We start from the raw sequence: 12226 nt of genomic DNA, 5'->3' as shown, positions 1-12226 counted from the left end.
GTATTTAGGCAGGGAAAAGTGAGTTATATCATGCTTCAGGCATACCGCGTTTTTCGCCGCAGAATTATTACACCGGTTAAGCAATTGTAAAATTAAATTCTTCTAACGCCTTTGCAATAAACAGCGCGGCTCAACCTGGGTTTGAATATTTCAACGGCGACGGAACTTTTATGAAAGAACGGAATATGAAAATATTATTAATGTAATGACGTTACCTGCCCGGCTCTATTCTTACAGAATTCAGAGGTCTCCGTTGATATTCCCCGCATCGGTCTCTGGCATACTATAAGGAGGAGGCGCGGATTATCATTATCCGCGTAGCCCCGCGCGACATCCTCCCCCCGAGAGGTTATTGCGCCGCGGTCATCGTCACATGATAGCGCGTGGCCGGGCGTCCCCGGTTAACCTTACTGAACAGTTTAAGGCGCGCCTGAGTGTAATCCGCCAGCAGCCCGGCCTCTTCCAGTGAAGGCAGGGTTATGGCCTCGCCCATATCCAGACCCGCCAGCGCGGCGTCCACGCACTGCCCGGCCTGCATTATTGTGTCGGGGTCCAGCGTGGAGAGGGGCACGCCGGAAATATCCCAAATTTCCGTGGCGGTGGTGGCCGGAGCCACTAACTGAATCCTGACATTGGTATCGGCGAATTCCAGTTGGAGCGCCTGGGTGAAGCCGAGCACAAAGGACTTGGTGCCGCTGTAGACGGCGCTGCCGACGATGGAACTGAATCCCAGCACCGAGCCGATATTGATAAGCGTACCGCGGTTTCGCGCTCTGAATCCCGGCAGGACCGCCAGGCTAAGCCGGGTCAGCGCGGTAACATTTAAATTCAGCAGCGCCGCCACCGCCGGCGCGGGTGTCTGCTCGGCCGCCACCATCAGCGAGGTGCCGGCGTTATTGACCAGCAGGGTGATGGACGCATCGGCGGCCAGGATAGCGGCCACCCGGTCCAGATCGGCCGCCACGCCCAGATCCGCCACCAGGGTACGCGCTTCATGGCCGTAACGGGAGCGCAATTCCTCCGCCAGCGCCGACAGGCGATCGCCGCGGCGCGCCACCAGCAATAGATCATAACCGCGCTCCGCCAGCCGGCGGGCATACACTGCGCCGATACCCGACGACGCGCCGGTGATAACCGCGGTGCCACTGGCATCGCTGACAGGGTGAGTATCTGTTGGTTTCATCATCTTCTCCTAATAAGGTCGGTTGCCCTGCGGCCAGGCCGCAGAAGGGTTTTGCCACCAAACATGACAGCCATCATGTTTTGTGGCAAGTAACATGATGATCGTCATGCTTGATGGCGACAAGCATGACCGCTATCATGTATACTTGTCAAGCCATGGCGGCAAACCGACGACAATAGGATGGAAGATGAGATATCCCGCGGCCGAAACGGCAGAAAAACATCAACGTATTCTCCAGGAAGCGGCACGGCTGTTTCGTGAACGCGGTTTCTCGGGCGTGAGCGTCGCCGAGATTATGAAGGCCACCGGCCTGACGCACGGTCCCTTCTATAATCATTTTGCGTCCAAGGAAGCATTAATGCAGGAGAGCTTCGAGTATCGGGCGCAGACGACGCTTGCCGGTATAGATGAGGCCGCCGCCACGCCGGCAGGGCTGCTGGACTACGTTGATCATTACCTGAGCGTTCAGCATCGCGATAACCCGGCCCTCGGTTGCCTGGTGTCGGCGCTGGCAACCGAAATCGCCCGGGAAGAGACCGTCAGGCCGTCCCTGACCCGGCTGGTGGCCGCCACGGTTGAACGGCTGACCCGTTATTTCCCCTGGCGCAGTAATAAACACGCCCGGGGCGACGCCATTCGTCTGCATGCGTCGATGGTGGGGGGCATTATCCTGGCGCGCGCGGTCAACGACGAGGCGTTTTCCCGGGAAATCCTGCGCGAAGTCAACGCCGGGATACAACGGTTTGCGCGCGCGGGGGCCGCCGGCAATGATAATGTCCAGGGCGGACGGGTGGAAAACTAGCGGCAGGCGGCGGGCGCCGCCTCAATAGCGATGTTGCCGGCCGGTTGGGTCAGCCTTGTTTTTGCTTGATCTCTTCAAGCTGCCGGGTGATCTGCGCCAGCTGTTCTTTTATTGACGTGACGATGTCGCCTTCCAGATAATCAATTTTATCGTGCAGCGCATACATTTCCAGATCGGATTTCACATTCACGTTGGACGCGATTTCCGCGCGGTAGCGGTCCACTTCCCCTTCCCGCTTCTGGCTCATCATAATGGCCGGTGCGGTATAGGCGGCTTGAAATGATAAGAAAAGATTCAGTAAAATAAAGGGATAAGGATCGAATCCGCTTTTACCGACGGCCAGGTTATATCCGGTCCAGCCGATGATAATAATGGTTTGGGTAATGATAAAGGTCCAGGTGCCGATAATGGCCGTGATCCTGTCGGCTAAACGTTGGCCCAGGGTCCGGGGCGCAACGGAATCAGATGACGGCATCAGCAGCGTGGCATGCTCGCTTCTGCTGCTGGCGCGTAACTCTTCAAGTTGCTTTTTGGATCTGGCATCCATGGTGCGTTTCCTTAATAAACACGTTGAATTAACTGACATTATTATATTAGGAAAAATTATAAGTTATCTTTTGTGTTTTACCACTCGCTCCCGGCAGGAAATGTATATTAAATTGTTTCTGGCAATGCCATCAGAGCAAGAGACCGGCAAGCCGGGAACAGAGGTTAACCTTTACGATCTACCGCCGGCTTATACCATCATCCTGCGGTTTACCTCAACTTTTAGAGTAATCCAATGACCAAAATGGCGATACGGACCGGTTTTGCCTTAATCATCATCCTATTTTAAATCATCGCCCGCCCCGTCGCCCCCGTACCTGGCGGCGCTGGAAATCGTAAGCAATTGAAATTGATCAATTTTAAAAACGGCTGAATGCGTTCACATCATTTTCTTAACGTGTCAGCAGGCATAATCTGATATTGATGGCTAATATATTCGCTGGGGAATATATGCTGATAATTAGCATTGCCTTTTGCATGCCATGGCCATTTTCGATACATAGAGTTAACAAGCGTGAGCTGGTTAACATTATTCGCCAATTGTTCTAAAGGATTTCAATGAAGGACTTGTCAAATACTATACTAAAGTCGTAACGTCTATTCACACCACTGATAACAGCGAAGCAACTCCAGCGATTGATGTTGCGTTGCTGGTTAACTGTTTTTTGAATAAATCAGTTGAACAAATAAAACCATCCATAATGATGGTTTTAAGACATTACTGAACATCTCATTTTTTTTCGAGTTAAGAGCGGCATTTCTTAAAAAATATTCTAAATAAGCCTAGCGCTGTTTATTATAGTTCTCAGTAAATTCAGCAATGATTTTTCGGTTGCTGCTGACACCCTTAATATCAATAATATTAATAATAAAATAGCCTGGCAATGTTATTTGAAAAAAAACAAAATAATTTTAATAATTATTCTATTTTTAAAAATATTTTCTTATAAATCTAGTCAAGATAAGCAAAAGCCACCGGGGGCCTAATATGATCTTAATATCTAAAACATTACGGTATTTCATCGTGACCGCACAACAGCAGTCTATTCGGTTGGCGTCGATGATTCTCTGCATCACGCCATCCCCGCTTTGCCGGACAATTAAAATGTTCGAGTTAAGCCTTGGCCATAAACTGTTTTCCCGCACCAGCAATGGCTTAAAACTCACCAGTTACGGTAGCGAACTGTACGCAACGCTGCTACCGCTCTATCAGGAAGTGTGTGAACTGGAAAGCAAAATTTTGAAAAAAAACACCAATAAAAATCATATCGCCACCCAGTATAAACTGGGAATCGATCATCATGACTATTCCTATTTATCTCCTTTGCTTTCTGACTCGCCCTTCAAAAACGAGATTACCCTAGAATACTATGCTCCAGATAGCACGAGTATGGAAGACGTGCTCAAGGAGGGATTGTGCAAGATTTTTTTCTCGGATAAACCGCTACGCTGCCCGCCAGGGGTCATACATCAGCTTTTAGCGGAGGATGCCCTCATGCTGGCAGTCGGCAGCGATGTGAATATCCGCAATGTGCCCATAAATCAACTCTTGTATGATAAAGTCCTGGTGCAATACGAGGCGCAACTTCCTGGAAAGATCAATGAGGAGATAGATGCTCATTTGCAATTTAATAACTTAATGTTGAAACGGCTTCATGTCCCCACGTTTCAGGGACAGCTGTCGACGATTGAAAAGAGCGATGCCATTGGTTTTTTCCCCGCATCGGTAAAAAATATCATTGAAGAACGGCAGTATAAAATAAAATTACTGCCCTTTAAGTTCAGGAATAAAGAACTATTAATCCAGCGTCATATTTATTATTTTAAAGATGACAGCAATTGGGTTGAACAATATATCGCGCCACGCATAGCACCTGTTCCCAATAAGATAGCCTGCTGATAGTCGCGCGCCGGCGGAATGGCTGTTTAGCGCGGTCATTCCGGCCATGGAACGATATTGCGGTATTGCCGGGCTATATACCGCCTAAATAGGCCTTGCGTACCTCTTGGTTGCCCAGGAGTTCGGCCCCGCTGCCGCTAATCCGGATCTGGCCGTTGACCATGACATAGCCCCGGTCCGATAACTTCAGCGCGTGGTGAGCATTTTGCTCCACCAGAAAGATGGTCATGCCGGTGCGGGCCAGCTCGCGGAGAATCTGGAAAATGTGCTTGACGATGATCGGCGCCAATCCAAGACTCGGCTCGTCAAGCAGCAGCAGCTTAGGCCGGCTCATCAGCGCGCGCGCAATGGCCAGCATCTGCTGCTCGCCGCCGGAAAGCGTCATGGCGCGCTGGTTGCGGCGCTCACGCAGGCGCGGAAAAAGGTCGAACATCCGGAGCAAATCTTCGGCCTGATGGCGATTGCCGATGGGAATAGTGCCCATCAGCAGGTTTTCCTCCACCGTCATATCCGGGAATACCCGCCGCCCTTCCGGCGACTGGGCAATGCCGTTGGCGGCGATGAAATGAGTCGACTTGCGACTGATATCCTCTCCGCGCAATAGGATCTGCCCCGCGCTGATGCGCGGCTGGCCGAAGATGGACATCAGCAGCGTGGATTTGCCCGCGCCGTTGGCGCCGATCAGCGCCACCGTTTCCCCTTCATGCACCTGGATGGAAACCTGCCGCAGGGCCTGGATCGGACCGTAAAATACGTCTACATCGCGAAATTCCAGTAGAATGTCGGTCATAAGGCCAATTCCTCCTCGTCGGTGCCGAGGTAGGCGGCAATCACGCTTTCGTTATTCTGGATGGCTTGCGGCGTACCGGTGGCGATGACATCGCCATGATCGAGCACGATAATATGATCCGAGATGTCCATCACCATGCCCATATCATGCTCGATCAGCAACACCGTGATGCCATGGCGGTCGCGCAGCAGGCGGATAATTTTACTTAAGGTACGGGTTTCCACCGGATTAAGTCCCGCCGCAGGCTCGTCCAGGCAAATCACTTCCGGGTTGGTGCACATGGCGCGGGCGATCTCCAGCCGCCGCTGCTGGCCGTAGGACATTTCACCCGCCAGTCGGTTGGCGCAATCAACCAGTTCCACCACTTCCAGCCAGTAAAACGCACGATCCAGGGCGCGGTTTTCGGCGCGTTTATAGGCCGGCGTATTGCATATCCCGGCAATCAGGTTGCGGTTGGCCTGCATATGCTGCGCCACCAGCAGGTTCTCCACCACCGACATCTCGCGGAACAGGCGGATATTCTGGAACGTGCGCGCCAGCCCGGCGCGATTGACCAGATGGGTGCCGCCGAACATTTTATAAAAAACGCGCCGGCCCAGCCGGGCCGGATGGATAAAATCGGCGGCGCGAAATTTTTGCCCGAGGATCTGGATAATATTGGTGGGCCGCCCGCGGGTGTTGAGCATAATATTGCCGCCTGTGGCCTGGTAAAAGCCGGTCAGGCAGTTAAATACCGTGGTTTTACCGGCGCCGTTGGGGCCGATAAGCGCCGTTATGGAACCCCTGCGCACCTCGAGATTGACGTCGTTCAGGGCCTTAATGCCGCCGAAATGCATCATCAGGTGCTCGACGCTCAGGATAGTGTCGCTCATGGCGCCACCCCCTTACGGGCGGCGAAACCGGCGCGGCTGATACGGATAAGGCCGCGCGGCCGCCAGATCATCATCACCACCATCAGGATGCCGAACAGCAGCACCCGGTATTCGGCAAAACTGCGCAGCAGTTCGGGGGCCACGGTTAGCACAAAAGCGGCAATCACCACGCCGATGGTCGAACCCATGCCGCCCAGCACCACAATGGCCAGGATCAGCGCCGATTCAAAAAAGGTAAACGACGTGGGATTGACGAAACCCTGGTAAGTGGCGAAAAACACCCCGGCAATGCCGGCGGTGGATGCGCCGAGCGTAAAGGCCGACAGTTTAACCAGTACGTGGTTCAGTCCCATGGCGCGGCAGGCGATTTCATCCTCGCGCAGCGCCTCCCAGGCGCGGCCGATAGGCATGCGCGTCAGGCGGTGCTTGATATACAACACCAGCAGCACCACCAGGATCAGCACGCCGTAGATGAAAATAAACTTCAGGTTGGGATTATAGGGAATATTGAGGAACTCATGAATGGGTACCCCGCCCTCCCTGGCGCGGCGACCGAATTCCAGGCCGAAAAAGGTCGGCGACGGCACCGAGACGCCATTGGGGCCGCCGGTAAAAGCCAGCCAATTGTTTAAAATCAGCCGGATGATCTCGCCAAAACCCAGGGTCACTATCGCCAGGTAATCGCCATGCATGCGCAACACCGGGAAACCCAATAACGCGCCGGCTACGGCCGCCATGATTGCCGCCAGCGGTAGCATGGACCAAAATCCCAGGCCGAGATATTCATACCCCAGCGCCAGTCCGTAGGCGCCGATAGCATAAAACGCCACGTACCCCAGATCGAGCAGTCCGGCCAGGCCGACCACGATATTCAGCCCCAGTCCCAGCAGCACATAAATCAGGCCGAGAATTGCCACGGTCAGCAAGTATTTGGTCGCGACGAAGGGAAACAGCGCCGCGAGTACCAGGATCAACGGGATAATCCAGCGCAGGCGGCTTTTGTAGTCGGCGGGACGGACGTAGACGCCGCCGCTGTCGCCGTTAAAACGCAGTTGGAAACGTTGTCCCGGCCCGGTTTGCAGAAACAGGCTAAGGGCAAAGCGCCCCGCCATCACCGCCAGGATAATCCAGGCCAGGCGCGGAGCGTGGAAATTGAAGCTGTAGCCGTCCAGCACCACGCCCACCACCGGGCCAAAAACAATCAGGGCAATAAAACCGGCCAGGACGGCATCAAGCAGGCATTGCCGGATATCCAGCCCTGCGGGCGGAGGCGATCCCGGGGAACGCGGCGCGGAGGTTGGCTTGTCCGGTGATTGAGCCACTGGAGGAGGCGTCCCGGCGGATTGCGGCGCTGTGGGTTGCGACATTATCTCTCCCTTTATACCTTAGCCACCAGTGGCCGGCCCAGCAGACCCTGCGGGCGAAAAATAAGAATGACCACCAGTAAGGAAAATGAAAATACATCTTTGTAATCGGAATTGACCATGCCCGAAAACTGCGCCTCGGCGACGCCCAGGATCAGGCCGCCCAGCATGGCTCCAGGCAGCGAGCCGATACCGCCCAGCACCGCGGCGGTGAATGCCTTAATGCCGATGATAAAACCGGCATAAAAATCAAAGGTGCCGTAGTTCATGGTAATCAATACCCCCGCCAGCCCCGCCATGGCGGCACCGATAACAAATACCCAGGAAATAACCCGGTCGGTATTGATGCCGAGGATCGAGGCCATCTTGCGATCCTGCTGGGTGGCGCGGCACATGCGCCCCAGCCTGGTGTGGCCGATAATATAGGTTAGCGCCAGCATCCCCAGCAGCGACGCCACCAGGATAAAGATCTTGGTATAAGTGAGCTGGACAAAGCTGTCGCCGATGTGGAACCTGAGCACCCCGTCCAGCATAGTGGGAATACCCTGTTGACGTGGCCCCTGGCTGATTTGCGCATAGTTTTGCAAGATAAGCGACATGCCGATGGCGGAGATCAGGGGCGCCAGCCGGGTAGAGTTGCGCAGGGGCCGGTAGGCAATGCGCTCGATAACCCAGCCGTAGACGCCCGTAACCGCGATGGTAAACACCAGGGTGCCGAGGATGAGCAGTGGAAACGAATGCAGGCCGAAAAACGACAGCAGCGCCAGCGCGATGGCGCACAGATAGGCGGAAATCATATAGACTTCGCCGTGGGCGAAGTTGATCATGCCGATAATACCGTACACCATGGTATAGCCGATGGCGATCAAACCGTAGACGGCGCCCAGTGTCAGGCCGTTAAACATTTGCTGCAGGAAGGAAGAATCCATAGTTACACCGTCTCGTCTTGCTTACAGACCGCCCGGCGGCCAGAAAAGCGACCACCGCACGGCGCGCGGGGTATTTTCCCCCGGTGAAACATGGCGTCGGGGCCGGCCCGTCAGCGGCGACGCCCACGGACAACCCCGGCGCCTGGCCCAGGGTCCGCCTGGCGCATTACCTTTAGCCCATGGTGGCTTTAGGGGATTTCGTGATATTTACCCTGGTCGTCCCATTGATAAACCACGTAATCGGATACCTTCAGATCGCCTTTGCTGTCCCAGGCCTTTTTGCCCATCACCGTATCCACGCTGTTGGCTTTCAGCCACGCGCTGGCCTTAGCGGAATCGCTGCCGCCGACGGCGTTAAACGCCGCGGCAATAGCCTGTACCGACGCATAGGAATAGAGAGTGTACCCTTCAGGTTCAAACTTGCCGGCGCGGAACTTCTCAATCACCGCCTTGCCGTCGGGAATAACGCGGGGATCTTTGCCGAAGGTCATTAAAACGCCGTTGGTATACTGCGGACCGCCGGCGGCGGTGACCAGTTCACTGGTGACAACGCAGTCGCCGGAAAAGAATTTAGCGGTGACGCCCTGCTCACGCATCTGGCGCACCAGGGGACCCGCCTCGGGATGGCAGCCGCCGAAATAGACCACGTCAGGATCCAGCGCGCGGATTTTCGTCACCAACGCGTTGAAATCTTTTTCACCGCGCGACAAGCCTTCATACATCACCTCCTTCACGCCGCGTTTGTTCAGCTCCGCCTTGGTGGCATCCGCCAGGCCCTGGCCGTAGGTGTCCTTATCGTGGATGATGGCCACTTTTTTCGCCTTCAGCTTATCGATAATGTAGTTGCTGGCAATCAGTCCCTGCTGGTCGTCCCGCCCGCACATACGGAACATGGCGGTCTGGCCACGCTCGGTAATCTGCGGATTGGTGGAGCCGGGAGTGATGGCGATAATACCCGCCTCGTCATAGACTTCCGACGCCGGCATGGTGGATGAGGAGCAGAAGTGGCCAATCACCGCCTTCACGTGTTCCTGATCCACCAGCCGGTTGGCCACCGCCACCGCCTGTTTGGGTTCACAGGCGTCATCTCCTTGCACCAGCTTAATTTTTTCCCCCTTGATGCCGCCCGCGGCGTTAATATCCTCGGCCGCCTGGGAAGCGCCGCGCCAGTATTGATCGCCATAGGTGGCATTGGGTCCGGAAAACGGCCCGGCAACGCCGATAACCACATCGGCATGGGCGGAGAAAGCCGCGCCCAAGCAACCGATAAGCAGGGCGGAAAGCGGGGTTCTTATCAATTTCATTGACATCATCTGGTTCCTTTATACAGTTTCAGCAAAACGCCCGAGGCGTGGACCATAAATCCTGAAGCTTAAACGTACAACCCATGAAGACGACGGGTATTTACCCCAACAAAATAAGCAATTATCCGGCCATAATGGCAAATTTCCGGCACATTAGAGGCACAGACCGTTTCGCTCCGGGGAGCTATCATCAGGGCGGGCGCCGCGCCGCCCCCTTTCAGTGCGCTTGTGCCGCCGGAAAACGGCGCCGGCGCCGCGGTTGCACCATTTCGGTGATACCGTCTATTAAAGACTATCTTTTAACGTTAAAGTCTAATTTTAATAACAAATAGGACATGTATCACATTAATTATCGGCGCGCCGCGGCACATGCCGCCTGGCGATTTAGCGTTAAAAAATAGTTGGTAAACACCAACGTATTTCTGAACCTTGAGATAATAAAAAGCGGCGCCTCAACACTTTCGCTGACTAATATTTACTGATAAGAAAAAATTAACCGCCCGCGCCGGTTTTATTGCCATAAAAATCATCAGCAATAAAGAACGGGCCTGAAAATAAAGGACCGGAATACCAAAATAAGGGCGGATACACCGCCCCCGGCCGGCGAAACCGCGGCATTGCCGGCCCGGGGCGTTATTATCAGGCGGTGGCCCGCAGCGCCATATCCACATATATCGCCCGCAGCGCCCGGGTTACCGGACCGGGAACGCCGTCCCCCACCGTCCTGCCGTCGATGCCGATAACCGGCCAGATAAAGGTGGTGGCGGAGCTGATAAACGCCTCCCGCGCGGCATAAGCCTCCTCAACGCTGAATGCCCGTTCCTCAAACGGGATAGCATGGGTTTCGGCCAGCATCAGTAGCGAACGGCGGGTTATGCCGTGCAAAATCTCGTTGCTGAGCGGCCGGGTCACCAGGGTGCCGGCAGACGTGACAATCCACGCGTTACAGGCGCTGCCTTCGGTTATCAGCCCGTTCTCCACCAGGAAGGCATCGTCCGCGCCCTGGGCATGGGCATACTCCTTGGCCAGGCAAGGCGCCAGCAGTCCCACCGTTTTGATGTCGCGGCGGTGCCAGCGGATATCCTCCAGCGTCACCACCCGGATGCCGTTGATAGCCTTGGCATTATTGATAACCGGCCGCGCCTGGGTAAACAGCGTAAGCGTAGGCGGAGTGCCGGCCGGCGGAAAATCAAATTCCCGATCGCCGGTAGTGCCGCGACTCAGTTGCAGATAGACCGCGCCTTCCCGCAGTTGATTGCGGGCGATCAGCTCCCGCTGTATGGCGTCCAGTTCAGCGGGCGTAACGGGCAGGGAGAGTTTAAGCTCCCGGCAGGAGCGCACCAGACGGGCGATATGGCCCTCGTTTTCCAACAGCTTACCGTTTAATACCGCGGTGACTTCATAGACCGCGTCGGAGAACAGGAAGCCCCGGTCGAAGATGGAGATCCTGGCGTCCTGCTCCGGCACATAGTCGCCGTTAAGATAGACAATTCTGCTCATGGATTCTTCCGCCGTGGTTAAAGTTGCTCAATAATGCGCGCGACGCCCTGGCGGAACGGATCCACCACCGGCAAACCGTAGCATGTTTCCAACTCCGCCATATAGGCCAACGCGTCCGCCTCCGGCAGCAGGGCGCTGTTAACGGAGATGCCGACAAACCGCGCCTGCGGGTTGGTCAGCCGCGCCGCCCGCAGGTTCAGCGCCATACAATCGGCCAGGTCGGGCAGCGGATAATCGACGCCGCGCATAGTGGTACGCGTCGGCTCATGACACAAGACCAGCGCATCAGGCTGCGCGCCGTGGATAAGCCCGAGGGTGACCCCGGCAAACGACGGATGGAACAGCGACCCCTGCCCTTCGATGATATCCCAATGATCCGGCTCGTTGTCCGGCGCCAGGGTTTCCACCGCGCCGGCGATAAAGTCCGCCACCACCGCGTCGATACTGATGCCCGCGCCGCTGACCAGGATGCCGGTCTGGCCGGTGGCGCGAAACGTGGCTTTTCTGCCCTGTTCCAGCATGGCTTTCTCAATGGCCAACGCGGTATACATTTTACCGCAGGAACAGTCGGTGCCCACCGGCAGCAACCGTTTACCCGCGCGCTTGCGCCCGTTGCCCACCGGCAAAGCGGCGCGGGTGTGGCGCACATCGAACAGCGAGCGGCCAAGCCTTTGCGCCGTGGCTTGCAGTACCGGAACGTCCGACAGGCGATTATGCAGCCCGGCGGCCAGGTCCATGCCGTTTTCCAGCGCGTCGCGCAGCACCTCGACCCAATGCCCGGCAATCACCCCGCCGCGATTGGCCACGCCTATCACCAGCGTTTTGGCGCCCATGGCCCGGGCGGCGGCAATGTCCAGATCGGGCAGGCCGCAATCCACCTGGCAACCGTCCATGCGCAATTGGCCGACGCAGTATTCCGGATGCCAGTGGCGGATGCCGGTGGCGACTTTCGCCGCCAGCCGATCGTGCGCGTCCGCCAGGAACAGCAGATAAGGTTTTTGAATTTCCATCAGCAACGCCTCATTAAACAGTTAGG

The 12226-nt window shown here is 55.8% G+C and carries 11 protein-coding genes; 2 read left to right on the top strand and 9 right to left on the bottom strand.

Annotated features, from left to right (window positions below; all coding sequences use genetic code 11):
- Nucleotides 1–349: 349 nt before the first annotated feature.
- Nucleotides 350–1186: an SDR family NAD(P)-dependent oxidoreductase gene (locus tag ACL2XG_RS19865; RefSeq protein ID WP_413721475.1), complete on the bottom strand. Its 837-nt coding sequence runs from the start codon at nucleotides 1184–1186 to the stop codon at nucleotides 350–352.
- Between the two features lie 184 nt (nucleotides 1187–1370).
- On the opposite strand from ACL2XG_RS19865, the gene ACL2XG_RS19860 reads away from it, so the two are divergent.
- On the top strand, nucleotides 1371–1985 hold the full coding sequence (locus ACL2XG_RS19860) for a TetR/AcrR family transcriptional regulator (RefSeq protein WP_410013481.1): 615 nt from the start codon (nucleotides 1371–1373) through the stop codon (nucleotides 1983–1985).
- Nucleotides 1986–2034: 49 nt separating this feature from the next.
- On the opposite strand, the gene ACL2XG_RS19855 is transcribed toward ACL2XG_RS19860, so the two are convergent.
- Nucleotides 2035–2532: a DUF1003 domain-containing protein gene (locus tag ACL2XG_RS19855; protein ID WP_410013480.1), complete on the bottom strand. Its 498-nt coding sequence runs from the start codon at nucleotides 2530–2532 to the stop codon at nucleotides 2035–2037.
- A 987-nt stretch (nucleotides 2533–3519) separates the two neighbouring features.
- Here ACL2XG_RS19855 and ACL2XG_RS19850 point away from each other — a divergent pair.
- A complete protein-coding gene (locus ACL2XG_RS19850; RefSeq protein WP_410013479.1) occupies nucleotides 3520–4431 on the top strand; it encodes a LysR family transcriptional regulator in 912 nt (303 codons plus the stop codon).
- Nucleotides 4432–4504: 73 nt separating this feature from the next.
- On the opposite strand, the gene ACL2XG_RS19845 is transcribed toward ACL2XG_RS19850, so the two are convergent.
- From ACL2XG_RS19845 to dgcN, 7 genes are all read right to left on the bottom strand, one after another.
- Nucleotides 4505–5221: an ABC transporter ATP-binding protein gene (locus tag ACL2XG_RS19845; RefSeq protein WP_413721476.1), complete on the bottom strand. Its 717-nt coding sequence runs from the start codon at nucleotides 5219–5221 to the stop codon at nucleotides 4505–4507.
- The gene (locus ACL2XG_RS19840) at nucleotides 5218–6093 is read right to left on the bottom strand and encodes an ABC transporter ATP-binding protein (protein WP_413721477.1); all 876 of its coding nucleotides are present in this window, start codon (nucleotides 6091–6093) and stop codon (nucleotides 5218–5220) included. The genes ACL2XG_RS19845 and ACL2XG_RS19840 overlap by 4 nt, the downstream gene beginning before the upstream one ends.
- Nucleotides 6090–7460: a high-affinity branched-chain amino acid ABC transporter permease LivM gene (gene livM / locus ACL2XG_RS19835; RefSeq protein WP_413721478.1), complete on the bottom strand. Its 1371-nt coding sequence runs from the start codon at nucleotides 7458–7460 to the stop codon at nucleotides 6090–6092. Before livM ends, ACL2XG_RS19840 begins: the two co-directional genes overlap by 4 nt.
- 11 nt (nucleotides 7461–7471) lie before the next feature.
- Nucleotides 7472–8386 carry an ABC transporter permease subunit gene (locus ACL2XG_RS19830; RefSeq protein ID WP_410013475.1) on the bottom strand — a complete coding sequence of 305 codons (915 nt, stop codon included), beginning with the start codon at nucleotides 8384–8386 and terminating at the stop codon, nucleotides 7472–7474.
- A gap of 188 nt (nucleotides 8387–8574) precedes the next feature.
- The gene (locus ACL2XG_RS19825; RefSeq protein WP_410016730.1) at nucleotides 8575–9696 is read right to left on the bottom strand and encodes a branched-chain amino acid ABC transporter substrate-binding protein; all 1122 of its coding nucleotides are present in this window, start codon (nucleotides 9694–9696) and stop codon (nucleotides 8575–8577) included.
- Nucleotides 9697–10329: 633 nt separating this feature from the next.
- Nucleotides 10330–11190: a D-amino-acid transaminase gene (locus tag ACL2XG_RS19820; RefSeq protein ID WP_410013474.1), complete on the bottom strand. Its 861-nt coding sequence runs from the start codon at nucleotides 11188–11190 to the stop codon at nucleotides 10330–10332.
- A 17-nt stretch (nucleotides 11191–11207) separates the two neighbouring features.
- The gene (dgcN, locus tag ACL2XG_RS19815; protein WP_410013473.1) at nucleotides 11208–12200 is read right to left on the bottom strand and encodes an N-acetyltransferase DgcN; all 993 of its coding nucleotides are present in this window, start codon (nucleotides 12198–12200) and stop codon (nucleotides 11208–11210) included.
- Nucleotides 12201–12226: the final 26 nt, after the last annotated feature.

The sequence above is a fragment of the Sodalis sp. RH24 genome (assembly GCF_047324145.1).
Classification (GTDB): domain Bacteria; phylum Pseudomonadota; class Gammaproteobacteria; order Enterobacterales; family Enterobacteriaceae; genus Acerihabitans.
This window is presented reverse-complemented; position numbering and strand designations above follow the sequence as displayed.

Coding starts and splice junctions, on each gene's coding strand:
- ACL2XG_RS19865 (WP_413721475.1), bottom strand. CDS start 1,186: ATGATGAAACCAACAGATACTCACCCTGTCAGCGATGCCAGTGGCACC.
- ACL2XG_RS19860 (WP_410013481.1), top strand. CDS start 1,371: ATGAGATATCCCGCGGCCGAAACGGCAGAAAAACATCAACGTATTCTC.
- ACL2XG_RS19855 (WP_410013480.1), bottom strand. CDS start 2,532: ATGGATGCCAGATCCAAAAAGCAACTTGAAGAGTTACGCGCCAGCAGC.
- ACL2XG_RS19850 (WP_410013479.1), top strand. CDS start 3,520: ATGATCTTAATATCTAAAACATTACGGTATTTCATCGTGACCGCACAA.
- ACL2XG_RS19845 (WP_413721476.1), bottom strand. CDS start 5,221: ATGACCGACATTCTACTGGAATTTCGCGATGTAGACGTATTTTACGGT.
- ACL2XG_RS19840 (WP_413721477.1), bottom strand. CDS start 6,093: ATGAGCGACACTATCCTGAGCGTCGAGCACCTGATGATGCATTTCGGC.
- livM (WP_413721478.1), bottom strand. CDS start 7,460: ATGTCGCAACCCACAGCGCCGCAATCCGCCGGGACGCCTCCTCCAGTG.
- ACL2XG_RS19830 (WP_410013475.1), bottom strand. CDS start 8,386: ATGGATTCTTCCTTCCTGCAGCAAATGTTTAACGGCCTGACACTGGGC.
- ACL2XG_RS19825 (WP_410016730.1), bottom strand. CDS start 9,696: ATGTCAATGAAATTGATAAGAACCCCGCTTTCCGCCCTGCTTATCGGT.
- ACL2XG_RS19820 (WP_410013474.1), bottom strand. CDS start 11,190: ATGAGCAGAATTGTCTATCTTAACGGCGACTATGTGCCGGAGCAGGAC.
- dgcN (WP_410013473.1), bottom strand. CDS start 12,200: ATGGAAATTCAAAAACCTTATCTGCTGTTCCTGGCGGACGCGCACGAT.